At 70.1% G+C, this 23,402-nt stretch carries 23 protein-coding genes; 11 read left to right on the forward strand and 12 right to left on the reverse strand.

Annotated features, from left to right (window positions below; translation table 11 throughout):
* On the forward strand, positions 1 to 701 hold a 701-nt coding region (locus tag ABF401_RS16455), incomplete at its 5' end, for a phytoene desaturase family protein (RefSeq protein ID WP_353510657.1).
* A 297-nt stretch (positions 702 to 998) separates the two neighbouring features.
* Here ABF401_RS16455 and ABF401_RS16460 read toward each other — a convergent pair.
* From ABF401_RS16460 to ABF401_RS16470, 3 genes are all read right to left on the reverse strand, one after another.
* The gene (locus ABF401_RS16460) at positions 999 to 3,008 is read right to left on the reverse strand and encodes an ABC transporter ATP-binding protein (RefSeq protein WP_353510658.1); all 2,010 of its coding nucleotides are present in this window, start codon (positions 3,006 to 3,008) and stop codon (positions 999 to 1,001) included.
* Positions 3,008 to 4,738 carry an ABC transporter ATP-binding protein gene (locus ABF401_RS16465; RefSeq protein WP_353510659.1) on the reverse strand — a complete coding sequence of 577 codons (1,731 nt, stop codon included), beginning with the start codon at positions 4,736 to 4,738 and terminating at the stop codon, positions 3,008 to 3,010. The genes ABF401_RS16460 and ABF401_RS16465 overlap by 1 nt, the downstream gene beginning before the upstream one ends.
* Before the next feature lie 89 nt (positions 4,739 to 4,827).
* Positions 4,828 to 5,472 carry a TetR/AcrR family transcriptional regulator gene (locus tag ABF401_RS16470; protein ID WP_353510660.1) on the reverse strand — a complete coding sequence of 215 codons (645 nt, stop codon included), beginning with the start codon at positions 5,470 to 5,472 and terminating at the stop codon, positions 4,828 to 4,830.
* A gap of 170 nt (positions 5,473 to 5,642) precedes the next feature.
* Here ABF401_RS16470 and ABF401_RS16475 point away from each other — a divergent pair, with 170 nt between their 5' ends.
* Complete coding sequence (locus ABF401_RS16475) at positions 5,643 to 6,860, forward strand: TerC family protein (protein ID WP_353510661.1); 1,218 nt, start codon at positions 5,643 to 5,645, stop codon at positions 6,858 to 6,860.
* Between the two features lie 220 nt (positions 6,861 to 7,080).
* On the opposite strand, the gene ABF401_RS16480 is transcribed toward ABF401_RS16475, so the two are convergent.
* The 3 genes from ABF401_RS16480 to ABF401_RS16490 all read right to left on the reverse strand — a co-directional run bounded on the left by ABF401_RS16480 (position 7,081) and on the right by ABF401_RS16490 (position 9,518).
* The gene (locus tag ABF401_RS16480; protein WP_353510662.1) at positions 7,081 to 7,452 is read right to left on the reverse strand and encodes a VOC family protein; all 372 of its coding nucleotides are present in this window, start codon (positions 7,450 to 7,452) and stop codon (positions 7,081 to 7,083) included.
* Positions 7,453 to 7,599: 147 nt separating this feature from the next.
* A complete protein-coding gene (locus ABF401_RS16485; RefSeq protein ID WP_353510678.1) occupies positions 7,600 to 9,039 on the reverse strand; it encodes a DUF7059 domain-containing protein in 1,440 nt (479 codons plus the stop codon).
* Positions 9,040 to 9,131: 92 nt separating this feature from the next.
* Complete coding sequence (locus tag ABF401_RS16490) at positions 9,132 to 9,518, reverse strand: STAS domain-containing protein (protein WP_353510663.1); 387 nt, start codon at positions 9,516 to 9,518, stop codon at positions 9,132 to 9,134.
* Positions 9,519 to 9,616: 98 nt separating this feature from the next.
* Here ABF401_RS16490 and ABF401_RS16495 point away from each other — a divergent pair, with 98 nt between their 5' ends.
* From ABF401_RS16495 to ABF401_RS16535, 9 genes are all read left to right on the forward strand, one after another.
* Positions 9,617 to 12,022, forward strand: a complete 2,406-nt coding sequence (locus ABF401_RS16495) for a DEAD/DEAH box helicase (RefSeq protein WP_353510664.1) — start codon at positions 9,617 to 9,619, stop codon at positions 12,020 to 12,022.
* 157 nt (positions 12,023 to 12,179) lie between these two features.
* The gene (locus tag ABF401_RS16500; protein ID WP_353510665.1) at positions 12,180 to 15,197 is read left to right on the forward strand and encodes a S8 family peptidase; all 3,018 of its coding nucleotides are present in this window, start codon (positions 12,180 to 12,182) and stop codon (positions 15,195 to 15,197) included.
* 3 nt (positions 15,198 to 15,200) lie between these two features.
* A complete protein-coding gene (locus tag ABF401_RS16505; RefSeq protein ID WP_353510666.1) occupies positions 15,201 to 15,572 on the forward strand; it encodes a hypothetical protein in 372 nt (123 codons plus the stop codon).
* A 134-nt stretch (positions 15,573 to 15,706) separates the two neighbouring features.
* On the forward strand, positions 15,707 to 16,741 hold the full coding sequence (locus ABF401_RS16510; RefSeq protein WP_353510667.1) for a sulfate ABC transporter substrate-binding protein: 1,035 nt from the start codon (positions 15,707 to 15,709) through the stop codon (positions 16,739 to 16,741).
* Between the two features lie 146 nt (positions 16,742 to 16,887).
* Positions 16,888 to 17,649 (forward strand): sulfate ABC transporter permease subunit CysT, encoded by a 762-nt coding sequence (gene cysT, locus ABF401_RS16515; RefSeq protein ID WP_353510668.1) that lies wholly within the window; start codon positions 16,888 to 16,890, stop codon positions 17,647 to 17,649.
* Positions 17,646 to 18,452, forward strand: a complete 807-nt coding sequence (cysW, locus tag ABF401_RS16520) for a sulfate ABC transporter permease subunit CysW (protein ID WP_353510669.1) — start codon at positions 17,646 to 17,648, stop codon at positions 18,450 to 18,452. The genes cysT and cysW overlap by 4 nt, the downstream gene beginning before the upstream one ends.
* Entirely contained in the window at positions 18,449 to 19,459 is a 1,011-nt protein-coding gene (locus ABF401_RS16525) for a sulfate/molybdate ABC transporter ATP-binding protein (protein WP_353510670.1), read from the forward strand. The genes cysW and ABF401_RS16525 overlap by 4 nt, the downstream gene beginning before the upstream one ends.
* Positions 19,460 to 19,485: 26 nt before the next feature.
* Complete coding sequence (locus tag ABF401_RS16530) at positions 19,486 to 19,950, forward strand: RrF2 family transcriptional regulator (RefSeq protein ID WP_353510671.1); 465 nt, start codon at positions 19,486 to 19,488, stop codon at positions 19,948 to 19,950.
* Between the two features lie 163 nt (positions 19,951 to 20,113).
* A complete protein-coding gene (locus ABF401_RS16535) occupies positions 20,114 to 20,368 on the forward strand; it encodes a PspC domain-containing protein (RefSeq protein ID WP_353510672.1) in 255 nt (84 codons plus the stop codon).
* Here the strand turns inward: ABF401_RS16535 and ABF401_RS16540 are convergent.
* The 6 genes from ABF401_RS16540 to ABF401_RS16565 all read right to left on the reverse strand — a co-directional run.
* Positions 20,328 to 20,750, reverse strand: coding sequence for an Rv3654c family TadE-like protein (locus tag ABF401_RS16540; RefSeq protein ID WP_353510673.1), 423 nt, complete (start codon positions 20,748 to 20,750; stop codon positions 20,328 to 20,330). The two genes, ABF401_RS16535 and ABF401_RS16540, sit on opposite strands and share 41 nt — an antisense overlap.
* A 56-nt stretch (positions 20,751 to 20,806) precedes the next feature.
* A complete protein-coding gene (locus ABF401_RS16545; protein WP_353510674.1) occupies positions 20,807 to 21,169 on the reverse strand; it encodes a TadE family type IV pilus minor pilin in 363 nt (120 codons plus the stop codon).
* The gene (locus ABF401_RS16550; RefSeq protein ID WP_353510675.1) at positions 21,169 to 21,345 is read right to left on the reverse strand and encodes a DUF4244 domain-containing protein; all 177 of its coding nucleotides are present in this window, start codon (positions 21,343 to 21,345) and stop codon (positions 21,169 to 21,171) included. The genes ABF401_RS16545 and ABF401_RS16550 overlap by 1 nt, the downstream gene beginning before the upstream one ends.
* 71 nt (positions 21,346 to 21,416) lie before the next feature.
* Positions 21,417 to 22,094 (reverse strand): type II secretion system F family protein, encoded by a 678-nt coding sequence (locus ABF401_RS16555; protein ID WP_353510679.1) that lies wholly within the window; start codon positions 22,092 to 22,094, stop codon positions 21,417 to 21,419.
* 2 nt (positions 22,095 to 22,096) lie between these two features.
* A complete protein-coding gene (locus tag ABF401_RS16560) occupies positions 22,097 to 22,894 on the reverse strand; it encodes a type II secretion system F family protein (protein ID WP_353510676.1) in 798 nt (265 codons plus the stop codon).
* The coding region (locus ABF401_RS16565; protein WP_353510677.1) for an ATPase, T2SS/T4P/T4SS family at positions 22,891 to 23,402 on the reverse strand (512 nt) is incomplete at its 5' end. The genes ABF401_RS16560 and ABF401_RS16565, both read right to left, overlap by 4 nt.

The raw sequence follows: 23,402 nt of genomic DNA on the forward strand, positions 1-23,402 counted from the left end.
TCGACCCACGACGGACGTTCCTCGAGCTCGTCGACCCGCGGGAGCTGCCGAACGACCTCGTCGAGGCGGTCAACCGGTTCCGGTTCCAGGGGACCGCGTCGAAGGTGAACTTCGCGCTCGACGGGCCGCCGTCGTACCCGCGGCTCGGCGACCGCACCGACCAGTACCGCGGGTTCGTCTCGGTCGGTCCGTCGATCGAGTACCTCGAGCGGGCGTTCGACGCCGCCAAGTACGGCTGGTACTCCGAGCGGCCGTACCTCGACGCCTGCTTCCAGTCGTTCATCGACCCCGACATGGCGCCGCCGGGCAAGCACGTCCTGTCGTGCTTCACGATGTACACGCCGTACGAGCTCAAGGGCAGCGACTGGGACACCGAGCGCGACAACCTCGGCGACACCGTGCAGCGGCGGCTCGACGAGATCTTCCCCGGGTTCTCCTCGTTGGTCCTCCACCGCGAGGTCGTCACGCCGCTCGACATCGAGCGGATCACGGGTCTCAGCGAGGGCAACATCTACGCCGGCGAGTTCCTGCTGCCGCAGATGTGGGCGTTCCGGCCCGCGCCCGGGTACAGCGACTACCGCACGCCGCTCGACGGGTACTACCAGTGCGGCTCGGGCACCCATCCCGGCGGCTGCGTCATCGGCTCGCCCGGGCGGTTCGCCAGCCAGCAGGTGCTGAAGGACCTCCGTCCGTACGCGTGATCTCCCAGCTGTGGCCGTGGTGGTCGACGTCTACGTCGACACAAGCGACCACAGCGGGGAGGTCACGCCAAAGGACGAACGTCAGGCGTCGGCGTCCTCGCCGTCGTCATCGTCTGGCGGCGCGGCGTGGGCGCCGCAGCGCGGGCAGTACCGCGCGTCCTCGGGCATCGGGTGCCCGTTCCAGCAGCGCTTCGCCACGCCGCCGATCCTGGCACGCCGCCCTCCGTACGCGTGATCTCCCAGCTGTGGCCGTGATGGTCGACGTCTACGTCGACACCAACGGCCACAGCGGGGAGATCACGACGGCTCGAGCGCCTCCACGGCCTCGGCGGCGCCGCTGAACTGGGCCTCGTACAGCCGGGCGTACGCGCCGCCGGTGGCGAGCAGCTCGGCGTGGGTGCCCTGCTCGACGATCCGGCCGTCCTCCATGACGAGGATGAGGTCCGCGTCGCGGACGGTCGACAGCCGGTGCGCGATGACGAAGCTCGTCCGGTCGGACCGCAGCGCCGCCATCGCGTGCTGGACGAGCAGCTCGGTGCGGGTGTCGACCGAGCTGGTGGCCTCGTCGAGGATGAGCAGCGCCGGGTCGGAGAGGAACGCGCGGGCGATGGTGATCAGCTGCTTCTCGCCGGCGGAGATGTTCGAGGCCTCGTCGTCGAGCACCGTGTCGTAGCCGTCCGGGAGCGAGTGGACGAAGCGGTCCACGTAGGTCGCGCGGGCCGCCGCGAGCACCTCCTCCTCGGTGGCGTCGGGGCGCCCATAGGCGATGTTGTCCCGGATCGTCCCGGCGAAGAGCCAGGTGTCCTGGAGCACCATCCCGATGCGGGACCGCAGGCCGGTCCGGGTGAGGTCGCGAATGTCGACGCCGTCCAATGTGATCCGGCCCCCATCGAGCTCGTAGAACCGCATGATGAGGTTGACGAGGGTCGTCTTCCCGGCGCCCGTCGGACCCACGATGGCAACCGTCTGCCCCGGTCGGACCGACAGGTCCAGGTCCTCGATGAGCGGCTGGTCGGGCGAGTAGGAGAAGGACACGTCCTCGAAGGCGACCTCGCCCCGCGGGTTCTCGATGACGTCCGGAACGGCGACCTCAGGCTCCTGCTCCTCGGCATCGAGCACCTCGAAGACCCGCTCCGCCGATGCGACCCCGGACTGGAGCAGGTTGGCCATCGAGGCGACCTGCGTCAGCGGCTGGGTGAACTGGCGGGAGTACTGGATGAACGCCTGGACGTCACCGAGGGTCATCGACCCGGACGCCACCTTGAGACCGCCGACGACCGCGACGACGACGTAGTTGAGGTTCCCGATGAACATCATGACCGGCATGATGATGCCGCTGATGAACTGGGCACCGAACGCGGCGCCGAAGAGCTCGTCGTTCTTGGTCCGGAAGCTCGCCTCCGTCTCCTTCTGGCGCCCGTAGACCTTGACCAGGCCGTGGCCGGTGAAGGTCTCCTCGACGATCCCGTTGAGCTCGCCCGTGTTGCGCCACTGCTGGACGAACATCTTCTGCGAGCGCTTGGCGATCATGCCGGTCACGACGATCGACACGGGGATCGTCACGAGCGCGATGAGCGCCAGCACCCAGGAGATCCAGAACATCATCGCCAGCACCGCGATGACGGTGAGCAGCGAGTTGAGCAGCTGCGAGAGCGTCTGCTGGAGCGACATGCTCACGTTGTCGATGTCGTTCGTGACCCGCGAGAGGATCTCGCCGCGCGGCTGCTTGTCGAAGTAGGGCAGCGGCAGCCGGTTGAGCTTGGCCTCGACATCCTGGCGGAGCCGGTACATCGTCCGGGCGAGGACGCCCTGCAGGATCCAGCCCTGGACCCAGAGCAGGAACGAGGAGATGGCGTAGAGGGCCGTGACGAGCAGCAGCACGTTGGCGACCGCACCGAAGTCGATGCCCTGGCCGACGACGACGCCGGCCCGCTCGAGCATGTCGGCCAGCGTGTTGTCGCCGCGGGCCCGGAGCCCGGCGATGACCTGCTCCGTCGTCGTGCCGGGTGGCACGTTCTGGCCCAGCTGGCGCCCGAGCAGGCCGCCGAAGATGAGGTCCGTGGCCCGACCGAGGATCTTGGGGCCGATCGAGCTGAGGAAGACGCTGACCACGACGAGCGTGACCACGACGATGACCTTGCCCCGCTCGGGTCGCAGCCTCGCGAGCAGCCGCTTGGCCGACGGGCCGAAGTTGAGCGACTTCTCCCCCGGCTGGCCCATCATCATGTGCGGTGGTCCGCCGCGTCGAGCGGGTCCACGCCTGGCCTCGGCCGCCTTCTCCTCCGCGGTCTTGACACCCTCGGCCATCAGGCTGCCTCCTCCGCGCCGCGCTGCGACAGTGCGATCTCCTGGTAGGTCTCGCACGTCTCGAGCAGCTCGTCGTGCGTGCCCTGGCCGACGATCCGGCCGTCGTCGAGCACGATGATCTGGTCGGCGTCGATGATCGTGGACACGCGCTGGGCCACGATGACGACTGCCGCGTCCCTGGTCACCGGCCGCAGCGCGGCGCGCAGTCGCGCGTCGGTCGACAGGTCGAGGGCCGAGAACGAGTCGTCGAAGAGATAGATGTCCGGTCGCTTGACGACGGCCCGCGCGATCGAGAGCCGCTGTCGCTGTCCGCCGGACACGTTCGTGCCGCCCTGGGCGATCGGGGCGTCGAGCCCGCCGAGCTCCTCGACGAAGTTGGCGGCCTGGCTGATGCGCAGGGCCTCCCACAGGTCCTCGTCGGTCGCCTCCGGGTTGCCATAGCGCAGGTTGCTGGCGACGGTTCCGGTGAAGAGGTATGGCCGCTGAGGGACAAGGCCGATGCGGGCCCACAGGGCGTCGAGCTCGAGGTCACGCACGTCGACCCCGCCGACCTTGACCCGCCCAGAGCGGACGTCGAAGAGGCGCGGCACCAGGCCGATGAGGGTCGTCTTGCCCGCACCGGTCGAGCCGATGATGGCCGTCGTCTGGCCGGGGACCGCGGTGAAGGTGATGTCGTGGAGCACGGCGTGCTCGGCCCCCGGGTAGTGGAACTCGACGCCGACGAACTCGACTCCGGCGTTGGGCACGCGGATCGGGATCGGTTGCACCGACTCGGCGATCGACGAGGTCGTGTCGAGCACCTCGTTGATCCGTCCGGCGGAGACGGCGGCGCGCGGGATCATCGTCGCCATGAAGGTAGCCATCATGACGGCCATGAGGATCTGGACGAGGTAGGCGAGGAACGCCGTCAGCGACCCGACCTGCATTTCCCCGCTCTCGACGCGGTAGGCGCCGAACCACAGCACGGCGACCGTCGACATGCTGAAGATGAACATGACGACCGGGAAGACGAGGGCCATGAGCCGCCCGACCCGCAGCCCCGCCTCGGTGAGGTCCGCGTTCGCCGCGCCGAAGCGCTTCTCCTCGTGCGGCTCCCGGACGAAGGCCCGCACGACGCGGATGCCGGTGATCTGCTCGCGCATCACCCGGTTGACGCCGTCGAGGGAGGTCTGCATCCGGGTGAACCACGGCACCATGCGCCAGATCACCAGCCCGACGACCGAGCCGAGCAGCGGCACGGCCACGGCAACGAGCCAGGACAGCCCGACGTCCTCGCGCAGGGCCATGATGATGCCCCCGAACATCATGATCGGCGTCGAGACGAGCAAGGCGAAGCCCATGAACAGCACCGTCTGCACCTGGGTGACGTCGTTGGTGTTGCGGGAGATGAGGGTCGGCGCCCCGAACTTGGACACTTCCTGCGTGGAGTAGTGGATGACGGTGTCGAAGATCTGTCCGCGCAGGTCGCGGCCCACCCCCATCGCCACCCGGGCGGCGAGGTACGTCGCAGCCACTGCCGCGGCGATCTGGACGATGCTCACCCCGAGCATGAGCACGCCGTGGCTGACGATGAAGCCGGTGTCGCCCTTGGCCACCCCCTCGTCGATGATCTCGCCGTTCAGGGTGGGCAGGTAGAGCACCGCGATGGTGCTGATGAGCTGCAGCAGCACGATGAGGGTGATCTCACGGTTGTACCGCCGGAGATGGCTCCGAAGCAGTCGGACGAGCATCGGGTGCCTTTCGCTGTGGGGTGAAGCGTGGTGGGAAAGCCTGGGGTGGAAGCGCGGTGTCGACGCTAGGGACTCCGGCAGGGTGAAGGTCAACCGGTTTTTCGGCGCGAGGGCTCGGCGCGCACCCCGTCGAGGATCGTGTCGACGACCTCCTCGGGGGTGAGCAGGTCGCCCTGCGCGATGCCGGGATGGCTGCCGGAGAAGGTGAGCAGCCGGATCCGGTGGAGCAGCTGGTACGGCGTGACCGTCAGCTCCGACGCGTCGACGAGGTCGAGCACCGAGTCGAACAGCTCGACGTGGGACGGCTGGCACTCGCCACCGAGACGGGAGCGCACGTGCCGCCCCGCCTCGAAGCAGTCGTGGTGCGGTGCCACCTGCGGCGGCTGCGTGAGGCCGAGCGCGTTCATCAGGTCGAGCACGTTCCGGATCCGTTGCTGCAGGATGGCCGCGAACTCGACCAGCCGGTCCCGCATCGGCAGCGACCGGTCGATGGCCTCGAACTCGCGCCGAGCCGACGCCGGGCAGAAGCCCGACTCAACCGCGTCGGCCTGCAGCGCCCCCTTGCTCGGGAAGGCGCGGAAGATGGTGCCCTCCGCCACGCCGCCGGCGCGGGCGATCTCGCTCGTCGTGGGCACGCGTCCGTGCTCGCGGGCGAGCTGGAGGAAGACGGACACCAGCGCGTCGCGTCGCTCGTCCGGCGCCAGGGGCGCTGCGCGCCCGGTCGTGGTGCCCATGGTCCCCAGTATGAGTGAGTGCTCACTCATCCACAACAGACCAGTTCAGATGCCGTATGCCGCTGAGCTCGCTCCCAGCCACTCACTCCCGTTGGGTAGGTGGTTGAGCGGGCAGACTGGTACCGCCCGATTCGATGCGAGCCAGGAACCGAGCCCTGAAAGGCGCCGCGATGACCGTCTCCCCTGCCGTCTGGGCCGTCACCATCGTCGTCATCATCGGGTTGCTCGCCTTCGACTACGTCTTCCACGTCCGGCAGGCTCACACGCCGACGCTCCGGGAGTCGGCCATCTGGTCAGGGGCCTACGTCGGCGTCGCGATCCTCTTCGGCATCGTGGTGTGGTGGCTGGGCGGGTCGGCGATGGGCACCGAGTACTTCGCCGGCTACATCACCGAGAAGGCCCTCTCGGTCGACAACCTGTTCGTCTTCCTCATCATCATGACGAGCTTCCGCGTGCCACGCGCGGACCAACAGAAGGTCCTCCTCTTCGGCGTCACCTTCGCGATCATCGCGCGGACCGGCTTCATCTTCCTCGGCGCCACGCTCATCAACCGGTTCGCCTGGGTCTTCTACCTCTTCGGCATCGTCCTGCTCATGACGGCCGGCAACATGCTGCGGCCCGAGGGCGAGGACAGCCACTCCGCCGACAACATCATGATTCGCATCGCCCGCAAGCTGTTCAAGACCTCGCCTGAGTACGACGGCGACAGGCTGTTCACCGTCGTGGGCGGCAAGCGGGTCATGACGCCCATGCTGCTCGTCATGGTGGCCATCGGTGGCACCGACCTGCTCTTCGCCGTCGACTCGATCCCGGCGATCTTCGGCCTGACCCAGAACGTGTTCATCGTCTTCACCGCGACGACGTTCTCGCTCCTCGGCCTGCGGCAGCTGTTCTTCCTCATCGAGGGCCTGCTCGACCGGCTCATCTACCTCAGCTACGGCCTCGCGGCCATCCTCGCGTTCATCGGGGTGAAGCTCATCCTCCACGCCCTGCACGAGAACAGCGTGCCGATCATCAACGACGGTGAGCCGGTCCCGGTCATCGAGGTGTCGACCGCCGTGTCGCTCGTCGTCATCGTCGGGATCCTCACCATCACCGTGGTCGCATCGCTGCTCAGCCCGGCTGGCAAGGCGCAGACGGCGGTCACCAACGCCCGGCGCGGCGCAATCCGCTACCTCGACCTCAGCTACGAGGAGGACCAGGAGCTGCGCGAGGCGGCGTACGACGAGCTCTGCGAGCAGGAGCGGGTCATCCGGGCCCTGCCGGAGAAGTACCGGGCGCGGATCCGCGAGGGCGAGACCGAGCTCATCGAGCTGCTCAACCGGGCCCACGTCATCCATGCGGACCGGGTCGCCCGTCGCGAAGCCGGCCTCCCCTACCGCATGTGAGCACCCCCACCCAATCGAGTGAACAGCTTCCGGGACCCCCACCCAATCGAGTGTGCACAAAATGCGCGCACGTACTTCACGATCGTTGAGGAGCCAGCCCAGCGGCATACGGCATGGGGAGGATCGACGGGACGAGACGCTCGCCCGGGCACGCCGCCCGCACGCAACGGGAGACCCGTCCCGTCACTCGTCCCACCCTGTCAATGGAGGGTGCGCTCGATCAGGAGTTGACGGGTGGCGCCCAGCCCGGCCGGGGGATGAGGCAGAACGGGTGGCCGGCTGGGTCGGCGAAGACGCCGCGACCGGGCAGCTTGGTGGCGCCCAGGTCGAGGACCAGTGCGGTCGCCGCGGCTACGTCGTCGACCATGACGTCGAGGTGGACCTGCTGCGGCACGGACGGGTCGGGCCAGGTCGGCGGGCGGTGGTCCGGTGCCAGCTGGAACGCCAGTCCAGACGTCTGCGGGCTGTCCGAGACGACGACCCAGCCGTCGCTGTCGTAGGTGATGGGCTTGCCGAGCAGTGCGGAGTAGAACCGAGCCAGGGCCCGCGGGTCCGGGCAGTCCAGCACGACATGATGCATTCGACCGATCACTGACCGGATGCTGCCACGGCCGGGGCCCCAGCAGAAGACCCACCGTGACCATCCGCTCCCTCCAATCGAGTGAACAGCTTTCGGGGCCAATGGACCCGAAAGCTGTTCACTCGATTGGTCGATGGGTTCCGAAAGCTGTTCACTCGATCAGGTGAGGAGGCCGTCCGCCACGAGGTCCCGGATCTGCGGCACCAGCTCGCGCCGGACGGCGTCCGGATCCAGCTGAACCAGCGAGGCGATGGCGTCCAGCGCGACGCGCGCGGTCAGCTCGCCGTCTGCGACGCCCAGGTAGGCGGCCAGCAGGGTGTCGGCCCGGACGACGCGGCGGAGGCCGCCTCCTTGGCGGATGAGGATGACCGAGGGGTCCTCGGCGCCCGGGCGTCCGTGACGCTCCTCGGTCACGTCAGCCGCGCACGACCACGCGACGTCGAGCACGTCATCGTCCGGGTGCTCCGCGAGCCAGGTCCGCGCGGCGAGGCCGGCCTCGACGACCGGGCCCATCGGCGCGGCCACGGGCCCGAGCACCTCGTCGAGGGACCGCCAGGGCGCCCGGCCGCCCACCGGCCGCTGGAGCGTGACGACACCGAAGCCGATCGACTCGACGTCCCTCGACGCGAAGTCGCGCAGCCACGCGGCACAGAGGCGGTCGTGGTCAGCCGAGCCGGGCAGGTGACCGCCGTCGCGACTCCACAGCTCGGCGTACTCGGCCGGGTCCTGGACCTCGCGCTGGACGACCCACGCGTCGAGGTCAACCGCCTCGAGCCACTCGTCCCACACGTCGCGCCAGGACCGTCCGGCTGGCACCTCCCAGTTGCCAAGGAACTGCGCGACGCCGCCTGGCTCGAGGACCGACTCGACCTGCTGGACGAGCGAGCGCACGACGGTGTCCCCGGCTCGCCCGCCATCCCGGTACTCGTAGACCGGCACGTCCTCGTCGCGCGGCGTGATGACGAAGGGCGGGTTGGACACCACGAGCGAGAAGCGCTCGCCTGCAACGGGATCGAGCAGGTCGCCGACCCGGAAGTCGACCTCCAGCCCGGCGAGAGCCGCATTGAACCGAGCGAAGGCCAGGGCCCTCTCGGAGATGTCGGTGGCCACGATCGACTCCACATGGCTGTCGAGGTGGAGCGCCTGGACACCGGCCCCGGTGCCGAGATCGAGCGCCCGGCCGACTCGGCGGCGGATGGTCCACGACGCCAGCGTCGTCGTGGCACCGCCGATGCCGAGGACGTGGTCGGGTCGAAGCGGCTGTCGGGTGACGAGCGCGGAGAAGTCCGAGGCCACCCACCAGTCGTGCGTGTCATCGGCGTAGGGCCGGACGTCACACGTCGCCGTGACCTGCTCCCCGGACGGCCGGACCAGCCGCAGGGTGGCCACGCCCGCGGTGCGGATCGTCGGCAGCGCGGCGTCGAGCTCGGCGCGAGTGACCTGCTGACCGAGCGTGAAGAGCCGGACCAGCGTGCCGCACGGGTCGGGGGAACCGGCCGTCTCGAGGAGCGCCGGGAGCGGCTGTTCGCGGTGCAGCGCAGCGGAGGCGAGGGGCCCGAGCCGGTCTGCGACCCCGTCAACCGTGAAACGGGCCGCCATGAGGTCGTCGCGCAGCCGCGCGACGAGCCCGGTCTCGACGACCGGTGGGAGCAGCGACGAGGAAGCCTGCGGGGCCACCGGATGGGAGTGGGTCAGCCGCGCGAGCTGGTCGAGGCGGGCGGCGTCGGCGCCTGCCCCGGATCGGTGGCGTCGAGCGCCGTCTCGAGGTCGGGATAGATCTCGAACACCTTGTCGAGCCCGGTGATGGCGAAGACCCGCAGCACCCGCTCGGCGGTCCCGACCAGGCGCAGGGACCCACCCCGGGTGCGTGCAATCTTCAGCCGACCCACGAGCACGCCGAGCCCGGTCGAGTCGAGGAACGTGACGTCGCTCAGGTCGACGACGAGATCCGCGCGTCCGGCGTGGATCTGCTCGTCCAGCTTCTCCCTGACGAACGGTGCCGTGTAGACATCGATCTCGCCACCGAGGCGCACCACGGTGCGGTCACCGTGGTCGGCCCGGGTGATCGACAGATCCACCTGTGGCCCCTTCCCGTGTGTGCGTGGTTCTCCGTGACCCCGGGGGTAACATGCCCGAGTCGCCGTAACGGTACCTCGGGGACATACGGTTGCTCCACATGAACGGGTCCGACGCGCTGTCGAGCGCACCCTTGGCGTCGCCCGGCGTCGGGGTGGCGCCGGACCACGCGCCGATCGACCCGACGGCGCTGCTGAGCCGCCTGGCCGGTGACCACCCCGAGCGCCTGCTCCACGTCCACGTGGTCCCGGAGCGAGCTGCCCGGTGCGCCGAGTGGCCCGCCTGGCTCGAGCCCTCGCTCCTCGCGAGCCTGGTCGGAGCGGGCATTGCGCTCCCGTGGCGACACCAGGTCGAGGTGGCCGAGGCCGCACACCGGGGCCAGCACGTGGTCGTCTCGACCGGTACCGCCTCCGGCAAGAGCCTCGGTTATCTCATGCCGCTGCTCACCGACGTCATCGACGGGACTCGGGCGCCGAACGGTCGGGGTGCCACGGCGCTCTACATCGCACCGACGAAGGCCCTCGCTGCGGACCAGCTCGACCGCATCTCCCGGCTGGCTCTCCCAGCGGTCCGGGCCGCGACGTACGACGGCGACACGCCGGCGGACGAGCGGCGCTGGATCCGCGACCACGCCAACCTCGTCCTCACCAACCCGGACCTCGTCCACCACTCCCTCCTGCCGAGCCACGAGCGGTGGGCGTCGTTCCTGCGCGCGCTGCGCTACGTCGTCGTCGACGAGTGCCATGTCTACAAGGGCGTCTTCGGGTCCCACCTCGCCGCAGTCCTGCGCCGGCTCCGGCGCGTCGCCGCGCGCTACCGCGCGCATCCCACCTTCGTCTTCGCCTCAGCCACCGTCGCCGACCCGGCTGAGCACGCATCACGACTACTCGGTATGCCGCTGAGCTCGGTCACCGAGGACGGCTCTCCTCGGGCGCCCATGACCTTCGCCCTCTGGGAGCCTCCGCTCGTCGTCGACGGCCGGGGACAGCCCGGTCGCGTCAGCACCATCACCGAGACGGGCGGCCTCCTCGCCGGGTGCGTCGAGGCGGACGTGCAGACGGTGGCGTTCGCGCGGTCTCGCGCCGGCGTGGAAGTGGTCGCGAACGTCGCCCGCGACCGTCTGGGAGAGTCGCCGGGCGACGGGCTCTTCGGGGGTTCACGGGGGCGGAGCCCCCGTGTGTCGGCATACCGCGGCGGGTACCTCCCGGAGGAGCGAAGGGAGCTGGAGACGGCCCTTCGATCACGCGACCTCGTCGGCATCGCCGCGACGAACGCTCTCGAGCTCGGTGTCGACATCACGGGGCTCGACGCGGTCCTGCTCGCGGGCTGGCCGGGCACGCTGGCATCGCTGTGGCAGCAGGCCGGACGGGCAGGGAGGACCGGGCAGCACTCGCTGGCCGTGCTCGTCGCCGCGGACGACCCGCTGGACACCTTCGTCGTCCACCACCCCGAAAGCATCTTCGGGCGGGGCGTCGAGGCCGCCGTCGTCGACCCCGACAACCCCCACGTCCTCGGTCCGCACCTCGCGGCGGCGGCCGCGGAGCTCCCCCTGACGGACGCGGACTTCGAGCTCTTCGGTCCCCAGACCGGACCGCTCCTCGATGCCCTCGTCGCCAAGGGCATCCTCAAAAAGCGGCCCCACGGCTGGTTCTGGGGCCGCGACGACCGTCCCTCCGACCACCTCTCGCTGCGGGGAGTCGGGGAGCCGGTCCGCATCGTCGAGACGCGGACCGGGCGCGTCGTCGGGACCGTCGATGAGGCCTCGGCCCACGCCCAGGTCCACACCGGCGCGGTCCATCTCCATCAGGGCCAGAGCTGGGTCATCACCGAGCTCGACCTCGAGGACGCCACCGCGTTCGCCGTCCGCGGCGACCCCGGGTGGACCACGCAGGCCCAGTCCGTGAGCGAGTTCGCCATCGTCCGCGAGCTGGAAGGGGCCGACTGGGGTCCGCTGCGGTGCTCCTTCGGCCACGTGACCGTCACGCACCAGGTGGTCTCGTTCCTGCGGCGGCTCCCGGGCGGGGAGGTCCTCGGTGAGCATCCACTCGACCTGCCGCCACGCTCCCTCGCGACCAAGGCAATGTGGTGGACGCTTCCCGTGGACGCCCTCGCGGCTGCCGGCGTCGAGGAGGCTGACATCCCCGGCGCGGCGCACGCGGCAGAACATGCCGCCATCGGGATGCTGCCGCTGTTCGCCACGGCGGACCGTTGGGACATCGGCGGCGTGTCCACCGCCCTGCACCCGGACACCGGACTCCCGACCATCCTCATCTACGACGGCCATCCCGGCGGGGCGGGCTTCGCGGAGCGCGGCTACCGGCGGGTCCGGGAGTGGCTCAGCGCGACGCGCGACGCCATTGATGCCTGCCAATGTGCCACCGGCTGTCCCTCCTGCATCCAGTCGCCCAAGTGCGGCAGCGGGAACGACCCGCTCGACAAGCGTGGTGCGATCGCCCTGCTCGGCCTGACGCTGGCCCAAGCCATGACCCCCGACCCACCCTCCTGACCAACGGCACAGACCGGAACAGGACGGGAGGAATCGGGCGAAACCGGTCCAAATTTTTTCGCTTCCCCTGCCGCTTGTCATTCTCTGTCGCTATCGTGCGGCTACGGCGCAGAGCCCACCCGCGCCGGGCTCCAATGGACATCTCGACAGGAGAGACATGAAGCGAAGGTTGCTGGGCGCGGTTACCGCCGTGCCCCTTGCGCTCGCGATGGCCGGGACGGGTGCTGCCGATGCGGCTGTTACCCAGACGGATTCATCGTTCACAGATGGCATCTACGTCATCCAGATGGCCGACCTGCCGGTCGTCGCCTATGACGGCAGCGTCGCCGGCTACCAGGCGACCAAGCCCGCCAAGGGGACGAAGATCGACCCCCAGTCTGCCGCCGTGACCAAGTACGTCGACCGACTCAAGGGCGCCCACAACAAGGCGCTCGGCGCGGTCGGCTCGGCCTCGAAGCTCTACGACTACGCCTACACGTACAACGGATTCGCCGCCCGACTGACGGCGGACCAGGCCAAGAAGATGAGCAACGTCTCGGGCGTGCTTGCCGTGAGCAAGCAGGAGACCTACTCGATCGACACCTCGACGACTCCGGCGTTCCTCGGCCTCACCGACAAGGGTGGGCTCTGGGACCAGCTCGGTGGGACGAAGAGCGCGGGCGAGGACATCGTGATCGGCGTCGTCGACTCCGGCATCTGGCCCGAGTCGCTCTCCTTCGCGGACCGGATCGACGCGACCGGCAAGCCGTCGTTCGCCCCGGGCGCCAACCGCGCGTACACCAACCTGCCGAGCTTCAACGGCCGGTGCCAGGTGGGCGAGGACTTCAACGGCAGCAACTGCAACCAGAAGCTCGTCGCGGCCCGGTACTTCAACCAGGGGCAGGGCGGCGACGCGGGCATCAACAAGGACCGTCCGTGGGAGTTCAACTCGCCGCGTGACTACAACGGGCACGGCACCCACACGGCTGGTACGGCCGGTGGCAACTACAACGTCCCCGTTGACGGCCTCGGCGCCGCGGTCGCACCGAACGGCATCAGCGGCATGGCTCCGCGGGCGCGCATCTCCGCCTACAAGGCGCTGTGGTCGACCGAGTCCGGAGACACGGCCGGCGGCACGACGTCTGACCTTGTTGCCGCCATCGACACCGCGGTCGCCGACGGCGTCGATGTCATCAACTACTCGATCAGCGGCACGCAGACGAACTTCGCCGACCCGGCCGAGATCGCCTTCCTCTTCGCCGCCAACGCGGGCATCTTCGTCGCCGCCTCTGCCGGCAACAGCGGACCGGCGACCTCGACGGTGGCGCACCCCTCGCCCTGGATCACGACGGTGGCCGCGGGCACGCACAACCGCAGCGGCAACGGCTCGGTGACGCTGGGCAACGGAACCACCTACAACGGCGCCTCGCTGGCCGGCGCGGCCGTGACCGCGGACTTCGTCGACTCCACCGCCGTCGGCAAGGCCGGAGCCGACGCGACGCAGGTCCAGCTGTGCTACTCGAGCGCCGACGGGGGCAACGTCCTCGACCCGGCCAAGGTGGCTGGGAAGATCGTGCTCTGTGAGCGGGGCGTGACGGCCCGGACGAACAAGAGCCTCGCCGTCAAGGAGGCGGGTGGCGTCGGCATGATCCTCGTCAACCCGTCGGACAACTCGGTCAACGCGGACTTCCACTTCGTGCCGACCGTGCACCTGAACAGCAACGTCTACGCGGCCGTCAAGGCGTACGCCGCCACGGCGGGTGCCAGGGCAACGATCAACAAGGCGACCCTGACGACCGAGGAGCCGGCGCCGTTCACGGCCAGCTTCTCCTCGCGCGGGCCGCTGCGTGCTGGTGGTGGGGACCTGCTGAAGCCGGACGTCATCGCACCGGGACAGGACATCCTCGCCGCGTACTCGCCGATGACGAACCAGGGCTACGGGTTCAACCAGATCTCCGGCACGTCGATGTCGTCCCCGCACGTCGCGGGTCTCGCGGCGCTGCTCATGGACCTGCACCCGGACTGGTCGCCCATGGCGGTCAAGAGCGCGCTCATGACCACGGGGTATGACGTGCTCGATGGCGGCACCCCGGCGCCGAGCAACAACCCGACGCTCATCTTCCGACAGGGCGCCGGTCACGTGGCGCCGAACAAGGCAGCGAGCCCGGGCCTGGTCTACGACAGCTCGTGGAACGACTGGCTCGCCTTCCTCTGCGGCAACAGCAGGGCGGTTGGCGCCGCCACATGCGACGCGCTGGTGGGCATGGGCTACAGCACCGACGCGAGCGACTTCAACGGCGCGTCGATTGCCATCGGCGACCTCGCCGGCGTGCAGACGGTCAACCGCAAGGTGACCAACGTCGGGGACTCCCCGGCGACCTACCGTGCGAGCGTCTCGGGCCTCAGCGGCCTCACCGCCGAGGTCTCGCCGTCGTCGATCACGGTCGGCCCTGGCGAGAGCGCCACGTTCACGGTCAAGTTCACCCGGACGTCGGCGGCACTCAACGCCTTCACCGGCGGTCAGCTGACGTGGTCCGACGGCACGCACGCCGTTCGCTCGCCCATCGTCATCCGTCCGGTGGCCCTCGCGGCCCCGGCCCAGGTGACGGCACCCCCGGCCGGCACGTCCTACGACGTGACGTTCGGGTACTCCGGCGCCTTCACGGCGGAAGCGCGCGGGCTCGTCCCGGCTGCGGTCACGGCGGGCACGGTCTCCGACGACCCGACCGACTCGACGTGCTCGCTCAGCTCGCCGAACGCCCAGAAGATCGACGTCGCCGTGCCTGCCGGCACGACGTACGCGCGGTTCTCGATGTTCGACGCTGACGTCAACCCCGGCACCGACATCGACCTCTGTGTCTTCAACGGCACGACACTGGTCGGCAGCAGCGGTTCCGGCACGTCGGCCGAGGAGGTCAACCTGCTCAACCCGGCTGCGGCGACCTACACCGTCGTCGTCCAGGGCTGGGGTGTCGCCGGCTCGACGCCGTTCAAGCTGCACACGTGGCTGCTCGGCTCGTCGGCCGCCGGCAACATGACGGTGGACGCTCCGGCAACGGCGACGCTGGGCCAGAAGGGCACCATCGGGTTGTCCTTCAGCGGCCTCGCACCGGCCACGAAGTACCTCGGGTCGGTCGCCTACTCAGGGTCACCGAACATGCCCAGCCCGACGATCGTCCGGGTGGACGTCCCGTAGCGGATGGCCCAGCGCAAGAAGCGGGGAGGTCCCGGCCACGGCCGGGGCCTCCCCGCTCCGCGTTCGGACGGCGACCGTCTCGGCGCAGAGGAGCTCCGTGAGCACCTGCGGCGAGCGGTGGAGGCCACAGCAGGGCCGCGCCGCCCGGCCGACATCGTCGTGACCGGGACGCTGTCCCGGGCCGAGGTGGAGACCCACCCGCTCGTGCTCACCGACGAGCGCGGCCAGGTCTGGGAGCTCGTCCTCCCCGCCGGCTGGTCGCTGGACGCCTCTCCCGGCGCACGCGTCACCGTGCGGGGTGACGTCGTCGACGAGGGGTCATCCACGCAAGCGGGACCCCGCCTGCGCGTGCGGTCACTGTCTCGCGCGGTCTGAGCCCAGCGGCATACGGCATGCTCTTCCACCATCTGAGACATAACCCACGGTTTGTTGACCGATAACTTTCGCCTATTGAAGACTCCGACGCATCGTAGAGACGCGCGTCAGCGCACCGATGACAGGAGTCGCTCATGTCCCGCCCGATCCGCACCGCTACGGCCCTGACCCTCGTGTCGACCCTGGGCCTCGCGGCCTGCGGCGGCGGCGGCTCGAGCGACGCGGTGGGGCAGCCAGACTCGACACGGCTCGCAGCTGTGAGCACGACGCTCAACCTCTTTGCCTACGCGGTCCCCAAGGTTGCGTTCGACGCGCTCATCCCGGCCTTCCAGCAGACCCCGGCTGGCGAGGGCGTCGAGTTCCAGCAGAGCTATGGCGCCTCCGGAGACCAGAGCCGCAAGGTGGCCGCGGGAGCGCAGGCCGACGTCGTCAACTTCTCCGTCGAGCCAGACGTGACCCGACTCGTCGACGCTGGACTGGTCGACGCTGGCTGGAACGCGGACCGGCACGGCGGCATCCCCTTCGGGTCGGTCGTCACCATCGTCGTGCGCGACGGCAACCCCAAGGGCATCACGGACTGGGACGACCTGCTCAAGCCCGGCATCGAGGTCGTGACGCCCAACCCGTTCTCGTCGGGGTCGGCCAAGTGGAACCTGCTCGCCCCGTACGCGGCCAAGAGTGACGGCGGGACCAACGTGGACACGGGGTTGGCCTACGTCACCAAGCTCGTTGGCGAGCACGTGAAGATCCAGCCCAAATCGGGACGCGAGGCGACCGAGGCGTTCCTCCAGGGCAGCGGCGACGCGCTGCTGAGCTACGAGAACGAGGCGCTCTTCATCGAGGCGAACGGCGACCCGGTGGAGCACGTCACACCACCTCAGACCTTCAAGATCGAGAATCCGGTGGCCGTGCTCAAGAACGGTGAGAACCGCGCTGTGGCAGAGGCGTTCACGGACTATCTCTACACCCCGGCGGCGCAGAGGCTGCTGGCCGAGGCTGGCTTCCGGCCGGTGGACGAGGCGGTGGCGGCGGAGTTCGCGACGAAGTTCCCGGCTCCAGCCAAGCTGTGGACGATCGCCGACCTCGGCGGATGGAAGGCCATCGACTCCGAGCTGTTCACAAAGGACGTCGGCGCCATCGCCACCATCTACGACGCCGCGACGCAATGACGGCCGCCTCCCGCACGATGGGGACCACGGGGACGCTCGAGCGCCGGGGGGCCGCTGATGCGGCGTCCCGGTCGCCGGGCCCTGCTCGGCGACGGCGGACGTCGCGGCGTCACCGTTCAGCCCGGATCCAACCCCTCGGTGTCGGCGTGGTGACGCTCTGGCTCAGCGTCATCGTGCTCCTGCCACTGGCAGCGCTCACGGTCGCCGCCTTCGAGGATGGCTGGGCTGGCTTCTGGGAGGCGGTCACAGCGCCGGCCGCGCTGGCGTCGCTGCGGGTGACCGTGCAGGTGTCGGCACTCGTCGCGGGCCTGAACGCGGTCATGGGCACGCTCATCGCCTGGGTCCTCGTCCGGGACACCTTTCCGGGACAGCGGGTCGTCAACGCGCTCATTGACCTGCCCTTCGCACTGCCGACGATCGTCGCGAGCATCGTCCTGCTCTCCCTCTACGGCCCGAGCAGTCCCATCGGTGTCCAGCTCAACGCGACGACGGGGGGACTGGTCGTGGCTCTCGCGTTCGTCACGCTCCCCTTCGTGGTCCGCTCGGTGCAGCCGGTGCTCATCGAGGCCGATCGGGAGGTCGAGGAGGCGGCCGCCTCGCTCGGCGCCTCGAGCTGGACCACCTTCCGGCGAATCATCCTGCCGACCCTCGGGCCGGCGATCGTCAGTGGAACGGGGCTGGCGTTCGCCCGCGCCATCGGTGAGTACGGATCGGTCGTCCTCATCGGCGGCAACATCCCACACGAGACGCAGGTCGCGTCGCAGTACATTCAGCAGCAGATCGAGATCGACCGCCGGGTCAACGCGGCAGCGGTGTCGGTGGCATTGTTGCTCATCGCCTTCATGACCCTGCTCATCCTGCGCGCCCTGTCGACGCGGGCGCTGCGTCGACAGGAGAAGGCGACGTGAGAACCGGCATCGCGACCCGGGTCACGCTGCGCAGCGTCGCGCTCGGCTACCTCCTAGCGTTGGTCGGGGTGCCGATCGGCCTCATCCTGTGGCGGGCCCTCTCGCCGGGCCTGGGTGCCTTCATCGACTCGGTCTCGACCCCCGCGGCCCAGTCGGCCATCAACCTGTCGCTGCTCATCGTCGCGATGACGGTCCCGGTCAACGTCGTCTTCGGCATCATGACCGCACTGACCCTGGTCCGCGGGCGGTTCCGCGGGCGAGGGCTGCTCCAGGCGGTCGTCGACCTGCCCTTCGCCGTCTCGCCCATCGTCGTCGGCGTGGCCCTCATCATGCTCTGGGGAGCGGCCGGCTGGTTCGGGGCGCTCGATCACGCCGGCTTCAGGGTCATCTTCGGGCTCCCCGGGATGGTCGTCGCGACCATCTTCGTCACCCTTCCCTTCGTCGTCAGAGAGGTGGAGCCGGTGCTGCACGAGATCGGCACCGAGCAGGAGCAGGCCGCGGCCACGCTGGGCGCGTCAGGTTGGCAGACGTTCTGGCGCATCACCCTTCCGGCGATCCGGTGGGGCCTGACCTATGGCGTCGTGCTGACCGTCGCGCGAGCCCTCGGTGAGTTCGGCGCGGTGATCATGGTGTCCTCAGGCTTCCCCGGCGTGTCGCAGACCCTCACCCTGCTGGTGCACGCGCGCTACATCGACGACCACAACACCTACGGCGCGTACGCAGCCGCCACCCTCCTCATGGGCCTCGCGCTCGTCGTGCTCCTGCTCATGACCGTTCTCGACCGCAAGAGGAGCAACCGATGATCACCGTGAAAGCGGCGCGCAAGGAGTTCGGCGGCTTCGCCGCCCTGGACGACGTCAGCCTCGAGATCCCGAGCGGTTCGCTCACCGCGCTCCTCGGACCCAGCGGCAGTGGCAAGTCGACCCTGCTGAGGGCCATCGCCGGGCTCGAGTCACTGGACTCCGGCGCCGTCACGATCGGGGGCAGGGACGTGACGAACGAGCCACCACAGCGGCGCGGGATCGGCTTCGTCTTCCAGCACTACGCAGCGTTCAAGCACCTCACCGTCCGGGACAACGTCGCCTTCGGCCTGACCATCCGCAAGCGCCCGAAGGCCGAGGTCGCCGCCAAGGTCGACGAACTCCTCCACGTCGTCGGGCTCGAGGGGTTTGCCGACCGCTATCCCGCGCAGCTGTCCGGCGGCCAGCGGCAGCGCATGGCCCTGGCTCGGGCACTTGCCGTGGACCCGCAGGTGCTGCTCCTCGACGAGCCCTTCGGTGCGCTCGACGCCAAGGTCCGGACGGACCTACGCACCTGGCTGCGCCGGCTCCACGACCAGGTCCACGTGACGACCGTTCTCGTGACGCACGACCAGGAGGAGGCCCTCGACGTCGCCGACCGCATCGCGGTGCTCAACCGGGGCCGGATCGAGCAGGTCGGCGACCCGGTCGCGCTCTACGACCGGCCGGCCAACGACTTCGTCATGTCCTTCCTCGGCTCGGTCGCCCGGCTCGGCGAGCAGCTCGTCCGGCCGCACGACATCGTCCTCGAGCGGAACCATGCGCTGGCCATGGCCGAGGACGCGAAGATCCCCGGCTCCCCCGGGGTCATCCGGGCGGTGGTCGAGCGCGTGGTCCGGCTCGGCTTCGAGGTTCGCGTCGACCTGCGAGCGGACTCCGGTGAGCGTTTCGCCGCCCAGATCACCCGACGTGACGCCGACGGGCTCGGCCTGCACGAGGGCGAGAAGGTCAGTGCCCGAGCCGCACATCGATCGAGCGTCGTCGACCACGACCCGGCGCTCGCGATCTGACGCTCGCAGGAATCGAGAACCAGCAGATGGACGTCTCCGCGCGCGTCGACTACGCAGTCCGGGCGATGCTCATGCTCGCCGAGGCGGCGGCCAGTGGGTTGGGACCGGTCAGCATCGACCATCTCGCCACACGGCAGGACCTGCCACGCAAGTTCCTCGAGACGATCTTCGCGGACCTGCGCCGCGCCGGGCTGGTGCTGAGCCGGCGCGGCGCCCTCGGCGGCTACGCCTTGGCCCGGCCGGGCACCGAGATCAGCGTCGGGGACATCTTCCGAGCCGTGGACGGCCCCCTCGCCGAGGTTCGTGGCCTGCGCCCCCAGGACACGTCCTACGCCGGGGTTGCCGAGCACCTGCCGAGCCTTTGGGTCGCCGTTCGGGCGAGCCTGCGGGAGGTCCTCGACGGCACCTCGGTGGCTGCCCTGAGCACCGGAGACCTCCCCGACCGAGTGCGCGAGCTCATCACGGCACCGGAGGCCTGGCGCAACCGCTGACGTCAAGAACCTGGCTCCGCCACGGAACCCTGAGCCCGTGCCAAGGGTCGCTTCCGGGTCGCCTCCGGGTCGCCTCCGGGCAGCCCCCAATGGGCGACGACTCGCTGGCGGCGGAGAGTAGAGGTGTCAGGAACAGTTCCTGACACCACGACAAGGAAGAACCATGAACGACATCCAGAAGACCTTCGCCGACCACGGCTTCGTCCGACCCCGCGAGGATCGAGTGCTCGCCGGTGTCTGCGCCGGCCTCGGAAAGCGATTCGGCCTCGCACCGTGGCCGGCCCGAATCCTGTTCATCCTCATCCTCTTCGTCCTCCCCGGAAGCCAGATCCTCGTCTACCCGATCCTCGCGATCCTCATGCCGTCCGAACAGTCGGTCATGGATCGCCCGAGCTACCCGGGCCCGACGACTGCCTAGCCGCTGGTAGCGGCGCCGCGGCACCCGGACCCGCCTTGGCCCGAGCTCTGGCCGGCTCGGGCCAGACGGGACCGGCCACCGCGACAGTGATCTCCAGCGCGAGACCGTCGGCCGCGCAGCTCACCAGAAAAGCACCGTTCATCGCGGCCACCCGGTCCGCCGTGGCACAGGCTCGGTCCACCGCCTCCCCGTCGCCGAGCCGAGCCGCTCCCGCGAGCGCGGCCAGGTCAGCGGCGAGCCGGGCGCGGTGGCTCGCGACAACCGCGCCGGCGAGGAGCATCACGCCGACCGTCGTCGCGAGCAGGACCGCGACGAGGCCGAGGACGAGGACCGTCGCGGCACCACGGTCCGCGGCCGACTCCAGTGGCCGGGTAGGTGGCATTCGCAGCCACCACCCGGCCGCCGGCATCTCCGGCCCAGACTTCATCAACGCCGGGGTCATCCGGCGCCGCCCTGCTCGATCGGCGTGCGCGCCGTCGCGCTGACCGACCACGAGGGCACCACACCGCCCCACCCACCGACCCGGGCACGTACGGTGACTTCCGCGTCGCCGCCGTGCCGGGCGACTGTGACGGCGGCACCGTCCGGGGCGCCACGGCGCGTCAGCTCGAGCACGCGGCTCGGCGAGTCCCCCCGTGCTGCCGCCCGACTGCCCAGCCGCGCCGCGTCGACGCACCGGACCTGGTCGACCGCCGCGTGCAGCCCTGCGAGACAGGCGACGAGGACGAGGACGACGACCGGGATGGCAACGGCCAGCTCGGCCGTCACCATCCCGGCGTCGCGGCGAGCTCGGTGATGCATCAGCCCGCGAGACCCAGCGCGTTCTGGACGATGCCGACCAGTGCGTTGCGCACCGCGTCCGACCGGACGACGCCGAGCAGCACCAGCGCGAAGGTGCAGGCGGCCATGATGCCGACGGCGTACTCGGAGGTCGACATTCCAGCCTCCCGGAGCACCCTCCGCCTCGCTCGCCTCATTCGTTTTACCACATGGACTCCCTTCCCTCTCAATGAATCTCGCGGCCCTGCGCCGCGAGATGTCGATGCCGTCACCCGGCCAACAGCTGTCCCGCGAGCGCCACGACGAGGGGGACGACCGTCGTGAGGCAGAAGGCCGGTAGCAGCACCAGCCCCAGTGGCGCGACGAGTCGCACGCCGACCTTCGCTCCCGCCAGCTCGACCTGCTCGAGCGACTCGCGCCTCAGGTCCTCCGCAGCCGCCAGCAGCAACGGGCCCGGCGGGATGCCGGCTCGGTGCGCGATGGCGACGGCCCGACCCGCCGCGGACCAGACCGGCCCCACCGAGGCCCAGGCCTCGTCATCGGAGGCCCCCCATCGCAGTGCCGCAGCGACTTGGCGCAGGTCACGGACCACCGGTGCATCGCGGCCACTCGCCGAGCCGCTCAGGACCTCCGCAACGGCGCCCAGGACCTCCCAGGTCGGAAGGCCCGACCGGTAGCCGAGCGCGAGGAGGACGAGGGCCACGTTCACCTCGTCGGGTGTCGCCGGCTCGGGCACCGCCGCCCGTGCGGTCCCAGGGCTGCCTCGGCCGACGAGTCCTTCGGGGCCTTCGGCTCCGAAGGACTCGTCGGCTCCGTCGGCTCCGTCGGCTCCGTCGGACTCGTCGGCGGTGTCGAACGGATCGCGTTCATCGCGTCGTCTCGGTGCCGCGAGCACGGCCAGGGCCGTGACCAGCCCAGCCACGATCGCCGGACTCGCAAGACCCATGCTCACGACCGCCTCCCGACCTCGGTCCGGACGCGGGTCCCATGCATGGCAGAGTCAACGAGGCGGCGGCACCAGAGCCGGCCGGCCCAGATGAGCGCCACCCCCGCCACCGCCGATGCCGCTCCGATCGGGTTGGACAGGTAGAGCTCCGTGGGAGGGACGCCGCAGGCCAAGCCGAACACCGGCCCGGTCAGCGGCAAGGCGGTGAGGACCACGACCGTTGCGCGAGGCCCGGCGACGGCGACGTTGACGCGGCGCACCCGCTCCCGGGACTCGCGCACCGAGACCACCGCGCGCTGGACCGCCTCTGCGAGCGGTGCGCCGGTCCGCTCGGAGAGCCGCCAGGCCGCAGCCACGAACGCAAGGTCGGCCGACCCGGTGCGCGCGGCCCACGCCTGCCAGACCGGTGCGATCGGACGACCCTGCTCGCACGCTTCGACCAGCTCCCCGACGAACACCCGGGTGGCGAGGTCCAGCGCATAACCCAGTGCAGCACCGGAAAGCCGCACGGCAACCGCTGGCGGGAGGCCCGCCTCGAGGGCCGGTGCGACGCCTTCCAGCAGGGCCAGGATCGTGGGCGACGACGACCTGGCCCGCCGCTGCTGCCGCCACTCGGAGAACAGCTCCACCGGGTCCGAGCGCCAGAGCCGACGTAACTTCTCCGTGCCGCCTGCCGCAGCGATCTCTCGCACCTCAGGCGGCGGCTCCAACACCTGGTTCACCCGAACGAGGCGTTCACCGGCCGGCCACACGACGACGGCAAGTCCCAACAGCAGGCCCGCCAGGAGACTCGCCTTCATGCTCGACTCCGACGCCCGACGCCGTCCACGATCGCCGGGTCGAGCTCGAGGTCGAGCTCGAGGCGATGCGCCAGAGCGGGCCAAGCCGGTCCGACGGCAGGCACGTCACCGGAGCCCGCCCGCGTCAGGGCCGTCTCGATGACCGGGTCACCACCGCGGCGGAAGACGGCCGAGATCGTCTGGACCTGCCGGGTCGGGCCGCGCCGCGTCACATGGACGACGACGTCGATGGCGGCGGCGACCTGGGCCCGCACCGCCGCCGGGCCCAGCCCCGCCAGCGCGCCGAGCGCCTCGAACCTGGCAACGACGTCCTCGGGAGCGTTGGCGTGCACCGTGCCGCACCCTCCTTCGTGCCCCGTGTTGAGCGCCGCGAGCAGCTCCCGCACCTCGGCACCGCGCACCTCGCCCACGACGATGCGGTCCGGGCGCATGCGCAGCGACTGTCGCACCAGGGTTGTCAGAGTGACCTCGCCCGCACCCTCGACGTTCGGCGGGCGGGCCTCGAGCC

It is taken from the genome of Intrasporangium sp. (assembly GCF_040414665.1).
Taxonomy (GTDB): Bacteria; Actinomycetota; Actinomycetes; order Actinomycetales; family Dermatophilaceae; genus Intrasporangium.